This is a genomic window from Odoribacter splanchnicus DSM 20712, assembly GCF_000190535.1.
GTDB lineage: Bacteria > Bacteroidota > Bacteroidia > Bacteroidales > Marinifilaceae > Odoribacter > Odoribacter splanchnicus.
The window spans coordinates 1,283,274-1,299,731 of record NC_015160.1; the positions used below are offsets into that span (position 1 = coordinate 1,283,274).

15 protein-coding genes and 2 pseudogenes are annotated in these 16,458 nt (G+C 44.3%); 8 read left to right on the plus strand and 9 right to left on the minus strand.

Features of this window, described 5'->3' with window-relative positions:
- Positions 1-163: 163 nt before the first annotated feature.
- Together ODOSP_RS05350 and ODOSP_RS20145 are read left to right on the plus strand one after the other, a co-directional pair.
- A pseudogene (locus ODOSP_RS05350) lies at positions 164-1,471 on the plus strand (Mfa1 family fimbria major subunit); the annotation flags it as partial.
- 28 nt (positions 1,472-1,499) lie between these two features.
- Positions 1,500-2,369: pseudogene (locus ODOSP_RS20145) on the plus strand (FimB/Mfa2 family fimbrial subunit); the annotation flags it as partial.
- 21 nt (positions 2,370-2,390) lie between these two features.
- On the opposite strand, the gene ODOSP_RS19160 reads toward ODOSP_RS20145, so the two are convergent.
- The 3 genes from ODOSP_RS19160 to ODOSP_RS05365 form a co-directional block, all read right to left on the minus strand.
- Positions 2,391-2,921 carry a GNAT family N-acetyltransferase gene (locus ODOSP_RS19160; RefSeq protein WP_013611362.1) on the minus strand — a complete coding sequence of 177 codons (531 nt, stop codon included), beginning with the start codon at positions 2,919-2,921 and terminating at the stop codon, positions 2,391-2,393.
- A 40-nt stretch (positions 2,922-2,961) separates the two neighbouring features.
- Positions 2,962-3,765 carry an MBL fold metallo-hydrolase gene (locus tag ODOSP_RS05360; RefSeq protein WP_013611363.1) on the minus strand — a complete coding sequence of 268 codons (804 nt, stop codon included), beginning with the start codon at positions 3,763-3,765 and terminating at the stop codon, positions 2,962-2,964.
- A 69-nt stretch (positions 3,766-3,834) separates the two neighbouring features.
- Entirely contained in the window at positions 3,835-5,001 is a 1,167-nt protein-coding gene (locus ODOSP_RS05365; protein WP_013611364.1) for a multidrug effflux MFS transporter, read from the minus strand.
- 108 nt (positions 5,002-5,109) lie between these two features.
- Here ODOSP_RS05365 and ODOSP_RS05370 point away from each other — a divergent pair, with 108 nt between their 5' ends.
- Positions 5,110-6,003 (plus strand): AraC family transcriptional regulator, encoded by an 894-nt coding sequence (locus tag ODOSP_RS05370; protein ID WP_013611365.1) that lies wholly within the window; start codon positions 5,110-5,112, stop codon positions 6,001-6,003.
- 26 nt (positions 6,004-6,029) lie between these two features.
- Here ODOSP_RS05370 and ODOSP_RS05375 read toward each other — a convergent pair whose 3' ends face one another.
- Complete coding sequence (locus ODOSP_RS05375) at positions 6,030-6,383, minus strand: winged helix-turn-helix transcriptional regulator (protein WP_013611366.1); 354 nt, start codon at positions 6,381-6,383, stop codon at positions 6,030-6,032.
- Between the two features lie 168 nt (positions 6,384-6,551).
- Here ODOSP_RS05375 and ODOSP_RS05380 point away from each other — a divergent pair, with 168 nt between their 5' ends.
- Positions 6,552-7,079: a DJ-1/PfpI family protein gene (locus tag ODOSP_RS05380; RefSeq protein ID WP_013611367.1), complete on the plus strand. Its 528-nt coding sequence runs from the start codon at positions 6,552-6,554 to the stop codon at positions 7,077-7,079.
- 93 nt (positions 7,080-7,172) lie between these two features.
- Here the strand turns inward: ODOSP_RS05380 and ODOSP_RS05385 are convergent, their stop codons facing one another.
- The 4 genes from ODOSP_RS05385 to ODOSP_RS05400 all read right to left on the minus strand — a co-directional run bounded on the left by ODOSP_RS05385 (position 7,173) and on the right by ODOSP_RS05400 (position 9,983).
- Positions 7,173-7,808: a thiamine diphosphokinase gene (locus ODOSP_RS05385; RefSeq protein ID WP_013611368.1), complete on the minus strand. Its 636-nt coding sequence runs from the start codon at positions 7,806-7,808 to the stop codon at positions 7,173-7,175.
- Positions 7,792-8,379: a nicotinamide riboside transporter PnuC gene (pnuC, locus tag ODOSP_RS05390; protein ID WP_013611369.1), complete on the minus strand. Its 588-nt coding sequence runs from the start codon at positions 8,377-8,379 to the stop codon at positions 7,792-7,794. Before pnuC ends, ODOSP_RS05385 begins: the two co-directional genes overlap by 17 nt.
- A 250-nt stretch (positions 8,380-8,629) precedes the next feature.
- Positions 8,630-8,935: a nitrous oxide-stimulated promoter family protein gene (locus ODOSP_RS05395; protein ID WP_013611370.1), complete on the minus strand. Its 306-nt coding sequence runs from the start codon at positions 8,933-8,935 to the stop codon at positions 8,630-8,632.
- Positions 8,916-9,983, minus strand: a complete 1,068-nt coding sequence (locus ODOSP_RS05400; protein WP_013611371.1) for a winged helix DNA-binding domain-containing protein — start codon at positions 9,981-9,983, stop codon at positions 8,916-8,918. The genes ODOSP_RS05395 and ODOSP_RS05400 overlap by 20 nt, the downstream gene beginning before the upstream one ends.
- Positions 9,984-10,743: 760 nt before the next feature.
- Here ODOSP_RS05400 and ODOSP_RS05405 point away from each other — a divergent pair.
- Together ODOSP_RS05405 and ODOSP_RS05410 are read left to right on the plus strand one after the other, a co-directional pair.
- A complete protein-coding gene (locus tag ODOSP_RS05405) occupies positions 10,744-12,096 on the plus strand; it encodes an MATE family efflux transporter (protein ID WP_013611373.1) in 1,353 nt (450 codons plus the stop codon).
- A gap of 117 nt (positions 12,097-12,213) precedes the next feature.
- Complete coding sequence (locus tag ODOSP_RS05410; RefSeq protein ID WP_013611374.1) at positions 12,214-12,783, plus strand: Crp/Fnr family transcriptional regulator; 570 nt, start codon at positions 12,214-12,216, stop codon at positions 12,781-12,783.
- A 71-nt stretch (positions 12,784-12,854) separates the two neighbouring features.
- Here the strand turns inward: ODOSP_RS05410 and ODOSP_RS05415 are convergent, their stop codons facing one another.
- Positions 12,855-13,484, minus strand: a complete 630-nt coding sequence (locus tag ODOSP_RS05415; protein WP_013611375.1) for a Crp/Fnr family transcriptional regulator — start codon at positions 13,482-13,484, stop codon at positions 12,855-12,857.
- Positions 13,485-13,754: 270 nt separating this feature from the next.
- On the opposite strand from ODOSP_RS05415, the gene ODOSP_RS05420 reads away from it, so the two are divergent.
- The gene (locus ODOSP_RS05420) at positions 13,755-14,669 is read left to right on the plus strand and encodes an ATP-binding protein (RefSeq protein ID WP_013611377.1); all 915 of its coding nucleotides are present in this window, start codon (positions 13,755-13,757) and stop codon (positions 14,667-14,669) included.
- Between the two features lie 49 nt (positions 14,670-14,718).
- Positions 14,719-16,335, plus strand: a complete 1,617-nt coding sequence (gene hcp, locus ODOSP_RS05425; protein ID WP_013611378.1) for a hydroxylamine reductase — start codon at positions 14,719-14,721, stop codon at positions 16,333-16,335.
- The last annotated feature ends 123 nt before the right edge of the window (positions 16,336-16,458 follow it).

Genomic DNA, 16,458 nt, shown 5'->3' on the forward strand with positions numbered 1-16,458 from the left:
TTTAATGAAACGGACGAAAAGTCAAAACTTCAGGAATATAAAACAAAAAACAAAAATCCCAGTAAAACCCTTATAAATTGACAAACTAAAAAAGAATACAATGAGAAAGAATTGTTTGTTTATGATAATGTTCGCTACTGCAACCCATTAGGGTTGCAGTAAAAACGATGCTTCGCCGGCCGAAAGCGACCTGCCCATAGATCAAAATCCGACAGAGGTATTCGCCACATTCAAAATCAATGCCCCGGCAAATATGCAGACCAAAGCCACAAACAGCGGTACCGCCGAGGAAACGGCAGTAAAAACCCTCCATGTTTTTATTTATGATGTCGCTTCTCCTCACGCCCCGACAATCGCATCTTTCAGTACCGACGCCAATACCCTGATCAATTCAGGTAATAGCTGGACAGCTTCTACCCCAATCCGGACCTTAAAAGCCGATAAATATATCTTTGCCGGCATCAACCTGACTCCTGCCATTATCAATGAAATTACCTCCAGAGGCCTGGGAGCTTTCAGTTATAAAGAATTCGAACAAAGTATCTCCGACTTAACCAATCCGACCGATGGTTTCGTCATGTTCAACACGACATATCCTGCCGTCACTCCCGGCGATGCCTTAGCCACTTCGGCCGAAGCGGCCAAAGCGAATCCGATCTCTATCCCTGTTTCCCGGGTAGTGGCCAAAGCTGCTGTCGTTAAAAGCACTTCTTTCGTCGTCAACGGCGGTGGGACTATGCAAAATATCACCTATGGCTGGAGAAATATAAACCGACGCTTTTATTTTATCCCTAAAATCGATGGAGGGATCATCAAAGATTACAATTGGGATAGCTATAATGTAAATGATTTTGTTCGCGGAACCGATCAGATTCCGGTAAATGAAGCAACGGCCACTCCCACTACTTTTAGTTATGCTCTTGAAAATTCATTCAATTATATCCCCGGAAGTTCGTTGGTCGACCAAACCACCTTTTTAAGTATACAGGGGCAATTTCTTCCGACCCAGATTTGCAGAATCAAGACCGGAGTTACTGCTCCCCAGGGAGCGACAGACTTCGAATTCGTCAATAACCCGAATGGTTACGGGACGTTTTATGTCGTACGTACCGACGATGGTAGCAGTAACTATTTCATTACCGGCACAGATGCAGAAAAATATGCCGAATTATGTATTGCCCATGCTCCGGATATGCCGGCACTTACCGGAGGTTATTCCTTGAGTGACAACACCTTCACCAACGGGATGTGTTATTTTCATGTACTTGTAAACAGTGCAGCCAGCGGGCAATACGGTCCCTATGGAATTTACCGGAACCAATATTACCGCATGACCCTCAATTCTATTCAAGCCCCGGCTAACCCGAACGATAATTTCGACCACAATCAGGTTATCAGCCCCAACACTTGGGTTGACGTAAATATCACCGTAGACGAATGGCAGGAAATCGATGAAGATTGTGACCTATAAAATAAAAATACAGTACAACCTACGGATAATGAAGGTGATCCCAACCCTGTCGTTTATCACGTTAATCTTTTTATCCGCAGGTTGTATACGTGAAAATCGTTCCGGCTGCGGGGGATATTTGTCATTGAAATTCCGCTACACCGATTCTAATGGTGCTCCTTTGACGCCGGGATTTCCCGAAACCGACCATTTGTCGGTTTTTGTTTTCGACCGGCAAGGAATATTCGTATGTGAACGAAAAGATTCGGCTTTGCAACTCGATCACTACATAATGGAAATGCCCCTTCCCCAAGGCCGATACCAGTTTGTCGTCTGGGCCGGTTTATCCGAAAGTTACCGGTTATCTTCCCATGTCCCTTCACAAACCCATCTCGAAGATTTCGGATTACAGTTAAACCGGACAACCGATAATACAGTCCCTATTCTCCCTTCATTACTCTATCATGGCCTACATGAAACGATCGACGTAAACGCCGACGAGGACCAGGAAATCACAGTTGATCTCCGGCGGATCACCAACAATATCCACGTAATCGTCCATTATGCCACCCCCACTCTACAACTCCGGATCAGTATAGAAGATAATAACGGTAATTATGATTATCAAGGAGAAACTCTATCCGGTCAACCGATAAGCTACCTCCCGGAATATTCCCAACCGTCGGATTCTCCGAATACCTGGATCGCCGATTTCAATGTCATGCAATTACAAACCGATAGTGACACCCGGCTAAAGATATACAGTCCCGAAAAGGAGCTTCAATACAATGAAAAACTGATCAGCGGATTACTTGCCGAGAATCCCGATATTGATTTTAATTCCGACCATGACTTCACTATAGAAATCACTTTCGACAGTTATTATGTACCCGTCAGTATCCGGATCAATGACTGGGAAATCATTATCGAGGAAGCTGTTTTACCCTTTTTCAGCCCGATAAAGTACATGCCTGAGCAACGGATGTCCGGCAGGGACCAACGGATGATCGAACTCCCCGATTTTTTGCAATCCGATCTTTTGCATTACCCTTTCGGAGCGTCTGTTGGGTAAAGAAGTAAAGGAATAAATCTCCGGTAGTTGTAATTGCCTGAAAGCATAATCCAGACAAGCCCGGGCACCTTCGGTAGCATATCCCCGTCCCCAGGAGTTTTCGCATAAGCGCCAACCGATCTCGATACAGGGACAAAAATCTGTTTCAAAATTCGTATGATGTAAGCCGATATAACCGATAAATTTCCCGGATATTTTTACTTCTGCAGCAAATAATCCCCAACCGAATGTGTCGATTTCCCGTCGGATGCGTTCATAAAAATCCCGGCTTTCTGTGTCGGTCAGTGGTTTCAGAAAATATTCCATCACCTTGGGATCCCGATTCATTCGAGAAAAAACAACCGAATCCTCTTCTCTCCAATCCCGTAAAACCAATCGCTCTGTTTCTAAATAAATCATGTATTATAGGTTTACATTCGAATCGATAAAATTTCTCAAGTTATTCCAGTGAAATCCGCTCTAAATCATCCGGCACATAAACCCTGCCGGTAAACACCGAAGAGGCTTCACGGGTATATGCTTCCTTACGTTCAGCCAGAGTCTTATCTTCCGTATGATACAGGACTAAATGTTTTACCCCCAAAGCTTCGGCCAAACGACCGGCATCCAAAGCAGTACTGTGATGTTTTTCATAAGGTGAAAAAATTTCCCGGTCGCGATACAAACAAAAAGCTTCGGCCAGTAACCAGTCGGCCTGTTCGACATATTTCTTACAGGCCTCATTATAAGGTTCGTCTCCCAGACAAACCAGCACCTGTCCATCGGGTAACAAAACCCGGAATCCGAACTGCTTCATCTTGGTAGAAAGAATATCGAAAAAACAGATTGGCAGTCCCAGGATTTCTTTCCGGGTACCGTCCTTTACCTCACCCCAAAAGATACGTTCATCTATATATTTCAAAATTTTCCCGGGGAGTGTCAAACGGCAAAAGGTTCTCAGTGCATCGATCACTTCATTATGCCCGTAAACGATAAAATTCCTTCTATATTTATCATTCGACATCAAAGTAGCTATTTTCCGGATAACCCAGATCGCTCCTAAGATATGGTCGGTATGGGCATGTGTTACAAACATCTCACGAATACCTGTAAAAGGAACTCCGGCTTGCTCCAGCTGCTTGAAAATGCCGTTTCCGCCTCCTGCATCCACTAAAAAATATTCTTCTCCTGAAGAGAGTACAAAACAGGTATTATAACAACGGGTCACCATGGCATTGCCTGTACCTAACATAATTAATTCCATACCGATCAGATTAAAATCAGGGATAAAAATACATCATTTTATTCCTTTTTCTGCCTTTCGACCGAAAAATCAGGTGGTCGAAGCAGCATTTTTCTTTCCTCCGATCATCAAGACGGCGATCGCAGAGCTGACAACCATAATAATTGCCGTAGTGTGCAGGATATTTCCTATTCCGACTAAAGGCGAAACGATTCCTCCCGCCAGGAAGCTGACGGCCCCGAATACCGCCGATGCAGCCCCGGCGTTCTGCCGTTCGGAGTCCAACGCCAAAGCTGTAGAAGTCGGCAAAACAAGGCCCCCGAAAATCAGATTCAAAAAAAGAGCCGTTTCAAAGTAAGCGATCGGCATTTCATACCACAAAGTCAGTCCGGTAAATACAGCCAACACAAACGAACCGATCACCCCGGTAACCATCCCCTGCCTAATATGCCGAAAACGGCCGGCAAGCGTTGTTCCGATAATCAGTGCAATTGCATTTACAGCAAAACACAAGCTATATAACAGAGGGGATAACCGATAATGTTCCTGTAAAACAAAGGGAGAAGAAGAAATGTAAGCGAAAATCATTCCAAAAACGAAAGCTTGTATGAACACATAGTCCATAAACCGACGTTTTTTGAAAAGAGGCAGAAAAGTCCGGAAAGAAGAAAAAGCCGGTACATCGATCCGACGTTCAGGAGGTAAAGGCTCTTTCAGGCGCAAGCAAAGTAAAAGCAACAGAACTCCTAAAAACAGTAGAAAAACAAAAATACCCAACCAGTTGGTAAATTTCAACATAACTCCTCCCCCCACCGGAGCCAATATAGGCGCCAATCCGTTTACCGCCGAAATCATAGCAAAAGCCTTCGCCAATTCTTTACCACCATAACAATCGGTAGCCACCGAACGGGAAATCACAATACCACCGGCCCCTGCAATTCCCTGGAGAAAACGAAAAAAGATAAAAGCTCCGATACTCCAAGAGCAAATACAAGCGATGGTCGAAAAAATAAAAAGCCATAAGGAAAGCAGAAGTGGCAATTTTCGTCCGTATTTATCGCTCAAAGGGCCGACGATTATCTGTCCGAATCCCAATCCCAGCATAGCTGTCGTAATCCCCAATTGCACCATAGAAGCCGTTGTATCGAAATAAACGGTCATAGAAGGTAAGCCAGGTAAATACATATCTGTCACAAAAGGGCCGAAAGCAGCCAGAATACCTAATAAAACCAGTAAAAATGTCTTTGAATTTTGCATATCTTCCTATTTAAAATCACGCTACAAAGTTCTATCGATTTCCTCATTCCCAAAAGTTTCATTTCCTATGCAATTGGTTTTATTTGAAAATAACTTTATCTTTACAACATGCTAAACAGGATTCATTCACCCCAGGACTGTCTTTCCTCTCTTTGGGACAAATCGTTTCTTCAGGAGAGAGGAATAGCTTCTTTTTTTTTGACTGAAAAAAATACGTTCGAAAATACTCCCTTATTCGACGGAATATTCCGTTATCTTTTAATTCAAAAAGGGACGGCACAAATCACGATTACCGGTTTGGAATACTTTTTAAAACCTTCCTGCCTGGTGGTTCTTGCCCCGGAATACTATTGTCAATTTACAGAGATCGGTTCTGATTTTCAAGGCAGTTTATTGTTAGTCGATAAATCTTATTTAGACACTTTACCCGCCTCCGACAAAATGTACCGGCACATCACGAAAGTCATGCTACAACAACGGCAGGTCAATCTTTTGAATCAGCAACAACATCGGGTTGTATCCGAAAGTATACATACCATTCAGGAAAAATTAAAACTGACCCATCACCACCTAAAACACGAAATCATACAAAATGCCCTGGTAACCTTTCTTCTGGAACTCAGCAACATTTGGATCGAAAATCATTGGAACTTGCTCGATGAACCCTATCAAATCAGATACGAATATATCCTGAAACGTTTTTTCGACTCTCTGATGCAAAATTATCGCCGGGAACATTTAGTACCGTTCTATGCCGATCAACTGAATATCACCACACAATATCTTTCTTCGGTCATTAAAAGCCTGACCGGGCGTACGCCTAGTCAGTTTATTTTTGAAAGACTTTATTGTGAAGCCCGGGCTCTACTCGATCATCCCGATTTATCGATCAAAGAAATAGCCGAACTATTACACTTTTCCGATCAATCCGCTTTCGGTAAGTTTTTCAAAAAACGATACGGACAATCCCCTGTCGATTACCGGAAAAGACACCCTATTTAAAAAGCCAATCTTCTCCAGACAATCGGTTATACAACTTTTTCCTCACGTTCATTCATAATCTGCGGCATATTAGCCAACGCCCAACCGACCAGGCCTTCCAGATAAGGAATCAAACTAAGCCCCCGGGGAGTCAGGCTATACTCCACCCGGGGAGGAATTTCAGGATAGGCTTTACGCCCGATTAAACCGTCGGCCTCCAAAGTACGTAAAGTCACCGAGAGCATACGTTGGGATATATCGCCGATACTTTTCTGTAAATCATTGAAGCGCATTACTTCATTTGCATCCAGCGTAATCAATATTAACATCGCCCATTTACTACTCAACCGGCTCAGTATATCACGGATCGGACAATTCTCGGCATGATGAAAATTTTTCATTTTTTTAACTTTTTACAATCAGCTGTTTTTCAATATTAGTTACATCGAGGTAATTTACTAATCTTCAAGTGCGTTCTTGCATGTTCAAAAAACACCGCTTACCTTTACATCACAAAAGTAATAAACTTACTAAAAATAACTATTGTCTCATTTATAAATTATACGACTATGTCAAAAAAAGTAGCAGTATTAGCAGTAAATCCGGTTAACGGATCAGGATTATTCCAATACCTCGAAACCTTCTTTGAAAAAGGAATCTCTTACAAAGTATTTGCAGTTTCCGATACGAAAACCATCAGGACCAATTCAGGTATCCCCCTGGAAGCAGACGATATCATAGCCCATCTGTCCGGTCATTCCGACGAATTCGATGCTTTGGTATTTTCATGTGGTGATGCAGTACCTGTATTCCAGAACAATGCGACCCAACCTTACAATGTCGATCTATTAAAAGTCATTCAGGAATTCGCCACTAAAAAGAAAATAATGGCCGGACATTGTGCTGCAGGTTTAATTTTTGAAATTGCAGGTATCACAGAAGGGAAACGCCTGGCCATTCATCCTCTGGCCAAAGCCGCTATTCAAAAAGGCATCGCAACCGACGAACCTGCTGTGATCGACGATAATTTCTACACGGCTCAATGCGAGCATACCCTCCCGGTATTAATGCCCCGCTTGGTAGAAGCATTAGCATAACAGGCTTCCGGCAGACGTTTTTATCGTTTAGCATTCCTCTGCCATTGCCGGAAGGGAATTAGTTTATAAAGTTCGTAAAGAACTTTATAAACTTTATAAACTAGAGAAAGTACGGTATACCAACACCCTGGCATCTTCTTCCAGGATAACGGTAAACTCCTTGCCGGTAGCTTCGTTCAATGTCGCTTCCCACCAATACAGGAGACGCCTTTTTTCTATCGGATAACGAAGTCCGGATACAGAAATCCTACCATTAGGATACAATGAAAACAAGGAAACCTGTTGTCCCGGTTCACTATCCAAAGTAGTCGTCCGGTATAAGGGTGTAAACCATCCGAAATCGGAAACCATTTCTACCCGTTCGAATTCAGTCACATACTGGGCCAGCAAAGAAATATTACCCAAGGTATGATCTTCACGCCTACCGGTAGCCCCCAGAATCAATACTTCCCGGAAGCCTAAAGTTTTGACATAATTCACAGCCTTGGTCAAGTCGTTCGTCTCCTGATCTTTCACCCGGTAAATCCGATCGGAATAACGGTTTCGAACCGGTTCCGGCAAACTATCCAAATCACCGACAACCGCATCCGGTAGCCGGCCATTCTCCAATCCGATCACAGCCCCATCACAGGCAACAACAAATTCAGCCTGCCTCAATAGTTCCAATGCCTGTTGCCCTGTCGGAAATAAACCGTTTGCAACAACCACACATTTATATCTTTTGATCATACCACTTTCCTTTCTTTTTCCAATTGATCCATCCTACAATCGCTAATACGCTATAACATACAAATAAAAAGCAGGTCGGATACAAAGCCCGCTGATAATACAACAATGCCGACACCCCGTCGATCACCACCCAAAACCACCAGTGTTCCAATATTCTCCGGGCCAGCATCCACGTTGCCGTAATACTCAAAGCTGTGGTAAAAGCATCTCCGGCCGATACGGGCGAATCGGTATAATCCGACAAAATGAAATACAACGTACCGTACAAAAAAACAGTTACGACAGTAATGCCCCATATCAGCCTGATATTCAAACGACGGTACAATATCAGCACTTCAGTGCCTTCCTGTACAGCCTTTCCCTTATGCCATTGCCAGAAACCGTATATACTGATGCAGACATAATAAATATTCAGGCTCATGTCGGCATAGAATTTAGAGAAGAAAAAAACAAAGATATAGACAAACGAAGTAACAAACCCGACAATCCACATTGCCCGATGCTGAACGATCTCCAAACCGAGATAAAGCAAACCCGTCAATACACCGAAATATTCCAGTCCTTGTTCCATGCGTTTTCCTTAAATATACAACTGCAAAAGTAAGTTTATTTCGTTACTTATTCGTCTCCGGTGACCGGAATTGTCGACCCGGTCACTTCCACCGGTCAGTGAAGGAAAGCCTTAACGGACCGGTCCAGGCGAACCGGTCTGACGATATAAAAAACGGAAGCGGAATAGAAAGAAAAAATAAACCTAGAATCAAATCGGCCTATAAAGTCTATAAAGTTCATAAAATGCATCGACCGGCGTTCTTTCCCGATCATTTAAAATCACCGAACAAATGTCTCAAAGCTATCAGCGGGTGATAAAATAACATTCTCGGACCGGCATAGCGCATCACCTGCCGCATTTTCTGCCGCATACCGGGTTTATAGCAATGTATTTTACAATGTTTACACGAAGTTTTACGTTCTCCAAACGGACAATGCTCCAAACGGGCATGCGCATACTCCAACAAAGCCCGGCACTCCTCGCACAAACAATCGTTCCCTTCCTGCTTCCGGCAATACAAACGGACCATCATCCCGACCACTCTTTTTTCTCTTTCAATCCGGGACATATCCATCTACAAATTTCCGATATTGTTTTTCAACTTCCTGCAAGAGCTTTAAAGGACATTTCGATCGTTTATCAAAAAACGAAACCGTTACCGTCAACCCTTCCTTTTTTTTCACCTTGCTCCAATTACCTATAATCTGTCCGCCATATAAAATCACCGGATAAAACGTCCCCCACCTGTTAAAAGCTTTCGAATGGTGCTTTTCCGGAATAACGGGAGTCCGGTCTTTATAGCTCACCAAATACTCATCGAAAGGAGGAAGCAATTGGATCAGATCTCTATTTTCCGTTTTCCGACAAGCTGCAAACACCCAAAACGCCTGTCCTTCAAAATGTTCTTCAACTAGAAGTTCTTTAATCGAACCGATCGCCTGTTGGGCTTCTGTCACCGTCAGTCCCGACCACCAGACGAAATCTTTTAGAGTAGCAGGAGAATGACTACGAAAATAATTGACAGCCAGACGCGCCAAAGCTTCTTCCCTGGGCAAGGAGGAGGCAGGGGCCACCTGTTCATCCAGCAAAGCATAACCGGGCTTTCCATTCTTATCCGCACCGCTACATACAATCCCTTCCATTTCGGCCCGGAGCACATAACGTCTTACCCGATCGCCGGTAACAGGGACACCGGCATGCCCCAACTCCATTTCTATCTCTTCACGCGTGAGGCAGTTTCCTCCGGACAGCATCTTACCGATCAAATCATTACACTGAGTATATTGATTTTCTGAAATGTCCAGTCCACTGGCTTTCACCCAGGAATCGATCACCTTTTTGAGCCGGGAAGAAGTGAGTTGCAACATCCAGCGTAAATCTTTTCCGGCAACATAATGCCAGGTAGGACGCATAATGTGAGTCCGCACAATTTCCCCTTTCGCCAGGGCCTCATTTACTTGCGCAATCGTAGCCGACTTCAAACGCAGCCCGACAGCCCATTTCGACATGGTATAATCTTGTGCCTGCATGGCTCCCATCCAACCGACCAAATCGGCAGGATGCCCGAATTCAGGTTCTGCCAACTGATGGCATGCCATCCGAATATCTGTCAATGTACCCATTTTATCCGATCTTTACCGCCGCAAGTTGGCAAAATTGTCTGAGAATAATGCATATTCAAATCATAATTTTCCGGCAAATTTACCGAAGTCATCACTGAAATCACTATTTTTAAAACAAAAGATTTTCGTAAAAATGCCAGGCCGATCATGCTACGCTGTGGACCGATGACATATTCGTAGGTTTATTTTTTCTTTCTATTCCGGTTCCGGGTTTTGTGCCGTCAGACCGGTTCGCCTGGAACGGTCCTGCTCCAATGGTCTTCCGGCATAAACCCTGCATCTCACGTTAACACGACCTGGCAAAGGAAAAATTAGAAAAATTTTATAGAATAAAACACCGGCTCACCTCTATCGGATTATGGATAGTTGGGTTACTTTACCGGAAAATCTTTTTTCGCTGAAATTTATGGTTTTCAGGTCCGGTTTAGCTTGCCAGGCAGTGATAACGTAAGTCGGAGGTGTTCGTGTTCGGGGACCATTGGAGCTCCGGCGAGTGTCGTCTTGCTTTTTCTGAACGCCCGACCGGTGGTGTCTGACGGAAACGTAACGTAAAGTTTTTTGCGGAGTGAGGAGTTCCTCCGGTCAGTGAAAGAAAAAGCCAGACGACCGACAGAAGCGACCGCGTCCCCCAACACGAATACCGAAGACGAACAAGGACCGGAATAATTCTACATAAAAAATAACCGAGAAGTTATCATTTGGTAATTTTTTACCCTATAGTTTGCCTTACCTTTGCGACGAAATTCAAAAAAAGAGGAATATGAGAGACAGTATTGATTTCGGAAGCATGAACATTTCGACCTTGTTCAGAAAATTATTGATTCCGACAGTTTTAGGAATGATATTTTCAGCAGTATTTGTAATCACCGACGGTATCTTTGTCGGGAAAGGAATCGGTAGTGATGCTTTAGCAGCCGTTAACATCACTGCCCCTTTGTTTATGATCACGACGGGTATCGGCCTGATGTTCGGTATGGGCGCATCTGTAGTCGCTTCTATTCACTTATCCCAGGGGAAAGTAAAAGTAGCGAATATCAATATCACCCAGGCAATCGGATTCGCTTCTTTACTCATTCTGATTCTGTCCGCCCTGTGTTGTCTGTTTTTAGAACCTTTGGCCCACTTGCTGGGAAGTTCGGAACGCCTATTGCCCGGCGTTATGGAATATATGATCTGGTATATTCCTTTTCTGGTATTCTATCTAATCCTGAATGCAGGGATGTTCTTCATCCGTTTAGACGGTTCCCCCAATTATGCCATGATGTGTAATGCTATAGCAGCAGTAACCAACATCCTCCTCGATTATATTTTCATCTTCCGTTTCGGCTGGGGACTGATGGGGGCAGCCTTTGCAACCAGTCTCGGGACAACGATCGGGGGACTGATGACAGTTGGTTATCTGCTGCGCCGGTCACATACTTTACATCTGCAACGAATCAAATTAAGCCGGAAAAGTATGCAACTTACCGCCCGGAATATCGGTTATATGGTTAAGCTCGGTTCATCGGCCTTTGTCACCGAACTATCCATCGCCTTTATGATGTTTCTGGGAAATTACGTATTCATCAGTCATTTAGGAGAAGACGGAGTAGCAGCATTCAGTATCGCTTGTTATTTTTTCCCGATTATTTTTATGATATACGACGCAATCGTGTTATCGGGTCAGCCGATCCTCAGTTATAATTTCGGTCTCCGGGATACATCACGGATCAAACAAACCCTCCGTTTGATGTACAGAACAGCACTCCTCTGCGGAATAAGTTTTTTCACCCTCACCGCCCTTTTCCGCCACCAGATTGTCGCTCTGTTTATCGGACCGGAATATGCAGCTTATCAGATTGCAGTGAAAGGTTTGCCTTACTTTGCCTTCGGCTTTATATTTTTCGCCGTCAATATGATTGGAATCGGTTATTATCAAAGTATCGAACGGGCACATCGGGCTACCGTCATCACCCTGCTACGCGGGATACTATTTATACTGGTGGGCTTCCTGGTGCTTCCTATATTACTCGATGTAAAAGGAATATGGCTGGCCGTCCCTCTGGCAGAAGTACTCACCCTTCTCCTGATCGGCAGCCTTTATCTGCACGAAAAGCAGAAACAGAAGTCTTAAATTTACCGAAATCGGCTTTACTCCTGTGGAGAACTTTCGGTCTTGTCCGCCGCCCTTACGACTACCTTAATCTAAAATTAAGCACTATCTTTGCAGGGCAAAAAGAACAGATCAACTATGGAAGTCTTTATCGAGAAATTCTGCCGAAGGTATAACCTTTCAGAAACGGATGTAAAAGCATTGACAGAACAAATGCAGGAAGTACGTTTTAGAAAAAAAGAAGCTATTGTCATTGAAGGAGAACGCAATAGCAATTTATACCTGATCAAAGAAGGAATCTGGAGAGGACATTATCTGAAAGACGGAACCGATACGACTATCTGGTTTGCTTCTGTCGGTGAAATAGCCTTTTCGATCCGGGGATATGCCGACAATTCGATCTCCCAAATCTCTATAGAAGCCTGTAATGACAGTATCGCATACAGTATTCCGCGCCATCTTTTAACCAAGTTATTCGATTCATCCCTTGGATTAGCCAACCTCGGGCGCCGTCTGATGGAGCAACAATTGCTTACCACTGAAAACTGGTTACTCAGTAATGACAGTCCGCGTGCTAAAGAACGCTACCTGACTTTAATCCGGGAAACCCCGGAATTATTGCAACATGTCCCGCAAAAACACATCGCTTCTTATCTGTGGATCACCCCGCAGTCACTGAGCCGGATTCGGGCAAAAATAAAGCTATAGAGCAGGAATTTCGTGTTTAGAAACTTTTAGTTTGTTGAGACTTCCCAAACTGCTCACCTCACTTATCCCCGTCAATCGATCTTATGCCGTACGACAGTGATTTTCCGCTTTTCGATCCGGAGATATCCTTCATCGGCCAATTCCGACAATACCCGGGCTAAGGAGGGACGTGCCACTCCCAGGATATCGGCGATCTCTTGTCGACTACGCGGATTTTCATGTTCGCGAAGATAAGCCAGCAAGCGGGTTTTCAAATCCTGTAAGGCAAAAGCATTCAACTTACGGCTCAAAAAAATACTCCGGTCGGAAATGATCCGCAGAAAATTTTGCATCACTATCTTTTCCCGATGCATCAGGTCTACAAAATCAGTCCGGTTCAAAACCAGCACTTCACAATTTGTTAAAGTGGTAATATTTACCGGGAAACGGTTGTCTGTAGCAAAAATAAAAGCCGGAGCCAACAAACGGGGAGCTTCGATCTCTTCTATCGTCACCTGTTTCCCCTCTTCATTCACCATATTAGTCCGTACCCGGCCACTATACAACAAATACAACGACTGACAAACCGTCCCCTGTAAAGCAATAAAATCACCGATACCAAACTCACGCAAAGCATTCGGAGTACGACCGATAAAATTTTCCAGGAACCTTTCTGAAAGCCCTCTGAAAACCGGAGCCTCTGCCAATTTCTTATAATCCATCATCCGTCTTGTTTATTATTTATTATCCTTCTCCCTGCAAACACCTTTTCCCCCAATAACCCAACAACTTCATAACTCTATAACTCAGTAACTCAACAACTCAGTAACTCTATAACTCAGTAACTCAACAACTCAGCAACTCTACAACTCAACAACTCTCCTCCCCAAATATAGCACAATTCCCCTCCATATTTTTTTCCATTGTAACATTTGTGACAATTCTTCTGTAATAAGATTCCGATTTTTGTCATTACATTAAAACAGACAAATATGAAACGCACGATAATTAAAATCGACGACTCCCGGTGTAATGGTTGCGGTCTTTGTGTAAAAGGTTGTCACGAAGGGGCTCTGCAACTGATCGAGGGCAAAGCCGTTCTAGTGAGCGAACTCTATTGCGACGGTTTGGGGGCCTGTTTAGGAGAATGCCCGCAGCAAGCGATAGAACTGGAAGAGAGAGAAGCCGAAGCTTATGACGAACGTAAAGTGATGCAACGCCTGCTCCCCAAAGGAGAAAAAGTGATCTCCGCTCATCTCCGTCATCTGGCAACTCAGGGACAGCAGGATTATCTCCAACAAGCCATCGACGTATTGGAGGAAAATCATCTTCCTATACCTGTTCCGGCAAACAAGTCAACATCCCAAAATTCCTTTCTGTTTCACGCAACGCCGACTTCAGCCACCGGAGGTTGTCCCGGAAGCCGGAATATAACCTTCACTCCACAATCACAAAAACAAGCCATCGGTATCCCGGCATCGGCGCAAAGCCAAACGGATACCTTCACCTCACCGGTATCGATGCCCAGCGAATTACAACAGTGGCCCGTTCAGTTACATTTACTGTCTCCGACCGCTCCCTGGCTGAAGAAGGCGAATCTATTGGTTGCTGCGGATTGTACAGCCTATTCTGCCGGGGATTTTCATACCAACTGGCTTCGTGGGAAACGCCTGGCTATCGCGTGTCCGAAACTGGATCATGGACAAGAAATATATCTCGAAAAATTGATTACGATGATCGATGAAGGAGGAATAGACACCCTGACCGTTATGATCATGGAAGTGCCTTGTTGCAGTGGGTTATTGCACCTTTGCCAGAAAGCCCGTCAAAAAGCAAAACGCAACATTCCTTTAAAGATGGTCAAAATCAGCCTACAGGGCGAAATTTTAGAAGAAATATGGCTATAAGATTACTTTTTACGTATAAAGTAAAAGGTATACAAATCAATAAAATGTTATGAAAGAATCGATGTTTTGTTTTCAATGTCAGGAGACAGCCAAAGGGACAGGCTGTACAGTCCGCGGAGTATGCGGTAAAAACAGTACAACTTCGGCTCGCATGGATTTGCTGCTCTTTGTAATCAGAGGAATTTCTATTGCAGCCCACACCTTACGTACGCACCGGATATTACCCGATCCACAAGTCAATGCTTTTGTCATCGACGCCCTCTTTTCGACTATTACCAATGCTAATTTCGACGAAAAAAGCATCACCGAACGGATCAATCGGGGGTTCAATCTTCGCAACCGTCTGGTTGCTCAGGCATCGTCAGCCGGCATCACCTTTCCTTCGGCCGACGAATTGACCTGGAACGGAGCCCCGGAAGCTTATGATGATAAAGCGGCTGAAGTGGGGGTATTACGCGAACCGAACGAAGATCTGCGTTCACTGAAAGAATTAATTGTATATGGACTCAAAGGAATGGCGGCTTATACCGGGCATGCTATGCGCCTGGGATACGATAATCCGGCTCTTCACGAATTTATACAACGTACCTTGTCCGATATCGCTATCGGTAACCTGTCGGTCGGAGAACTCACCGCCCGTGTCCTGCAAACCGGGACATTCGGCGTACAGGCCATGGCCCTACTCGACCAGGCCAATACCGGAAGTTACGGTAATCCTGAAATCACCGAAGTCAATCTGGGCGTCCGTTCTAATCCCGGAATCCTGATCAGCGGACACGATTTGAAAGATATGGAAGAGTTGTTACGGCAAACCGAGGGAACCGGAATCGACGTGTATACCCACAGTGAAATGTTACCTGCCCACTACTATCCGGCATTCAAAAAATACAAACATTTCGCCGGTAATTATGGAAATGCCTGGTGGAAACAACGGGAGGAATTCGAAACTTTTAACGGACCGATCCTTTTCACGACCAATTGTATCGTACCCCCATTACCGGCAGCCACCTACACAGCCCGGATGTACACGACCAATTCAGCCGGATATCCCGGATGTAAACACATCGTAACAGATGCGGACGGAAAAAAGGATTTTTCGGAAATCATCGAAAAAGCAAAAACCTGTAAACCTCCGGTAGAAATTGAAAAAGGAACCATTGTCGGTGGCTTTGCCCATCACCAGGTCATTCAACTGGCAGACAAGGTGGTCGAAGCTGTAAAAAGCGGAGCTATCCGTCAGTTTGTAGTCATGGCCGGATGTGACGGACGCATGAAAATACGGGAATATTATACCGAATTTGCCAAATCTCTCCCCTCCGATACAGTGATACTCACAGCTGGCTGTGCCAAATACCGTTACAACAAACTGGGTTTGGGAAACATCGGAAACATTCCCCGTGTCCTGGATGCCGGACAATGTAACGATAGTTATTCACTGGTACGCATAGCCCTGAAACTGCAAGAAGTATTCGGACTGAAAGATATCAATGAACTCCCTATTGTTTACAATATCGCCTGGTATGAACAAAAAGCCGTTATCGTACTACTGGCTTTACTGTCATTAGGTATCAAAAATATCCATCTGGGACCGACCATGCCCGCTTTCCTTTCACCGAATGTCGCCAAAGTCCTTACGGAAAAATTCGGTTTGAGCGGCAAAATTTAAAGCGCCGGAAAATGAAAGAGTAACAGCGGACAAAGCGATAAAAATCAAATTCAGATCGCTTTATCCGCTGTTACTGTCATCATCTAATACAAAAGGCTGTCACGGAGAAACTCCGGTTTTCTT

Bases quoted from the DNA above. Each gene is read 5' to 3' on its own strand.
- ODOSP_RS05410 (WP_013611374.1), top strand. From the start codon at position 12,214: ATGGAAGTCTTTATCGAGAAATTCTGCCGAAGGTATAACCTTTCAGAA.
- ODOSP_RS05370 (WP_013611365.1), top strand. From the start codon at position 5,110: ATGCTAAACAGGATTCATTCACCCCAGGACTGTCTTTCCTCTCTTTGG.
- ODOSP_RS05365 (WP_013611364.1), bottom strand. From the start codon at position 5,001: ATGCAAAATTCAAAGACATTTTTACTGGTTTTATTAGGTATTCTGGCT.
- ODOSP_RS05385 (WP_013611368.1), bottom strand. From the start codon at position 7,808: ATGATCAAAAGATATAAATGTGTGGTTGTTGCAAACGGTTTATTTCCG.
- ODOSP_RS05420 (WP_013611377.1), top strand. From the start codon at position 13,755: ATGAAACGCACGATAATTAAAATCGACGACTCCCGGTGTAATGGTTGC.
- ODOSP_RS05360 (WP_013611363.1), bottom strand. From the start codon at position 3,765: ATGGAATTAATTATGTTAGGTACAGGCAATGCCATGGTGACCCGTTGT.
- ODOSP_RS05375 (WP_013611366.1), bottom strand. From the start codon at position 6,383: ATGAAAAATTTTCATCATGCCGAGAATTGTCCGATCCGTGATATACTG.
- ODOSP_RS19160 (WP_013611362.1), bottom strand. From the start codon at position 2,921: ATGATTTATTTAGAAACAGAGCGATTGGTTTTACGGGATTGGAGAGAA.
- ODOSP_RS05380 (WP_013611367.1), top strand. From the start codon at position 6,552: ATGTCAAAAAAAGTAGCAGTATTAGCAGTAAATCCGGTTAACGGATCA.
- pnuC (WP_013611369.1), bottom strand. From the start codon at position 8,379: ATGGAACAAGGACTGGAATATTTCGGTGTATTGACGGGTTTGCTTTAT.
- ODOSP_RS05415 (WP_013611375.1), bottom strand. From the start codon at position 13,484: ATGGATTATAAGAAATTGGCAGAGGCTCCGGTTTTCAGAGGGCTTTCA.
- ODOSP_RS05395 (WP_013611370.1), bottom strand. From the start codon at position 8,935: ATGGATATGTCCCGGATTGAAAGAGAAAAAAGAGTGGTCGGGATGATG.
- hcp (WP_013611378.1), top strand. From the start codon at position 14,719: ATGAAAGAATCGATGTTTTGTTTTCAATGTCAGGAGACAGCCAAAGGG.
- ODOSP_RS05405 (WP_013611373.1), top strand. From the start codon at position 10,744: ATGAGAGACAGTATTGATTTCGGAAGCATGAACATTTCGACCTTGTTC.
- ODOSP_RS05400 (WP_013611371.1), bottom strand. From the start codon at position 9,983: ATGGGTACATTGACAGATATTCGGATGGCATGCCATCAGTTGGCAGAA.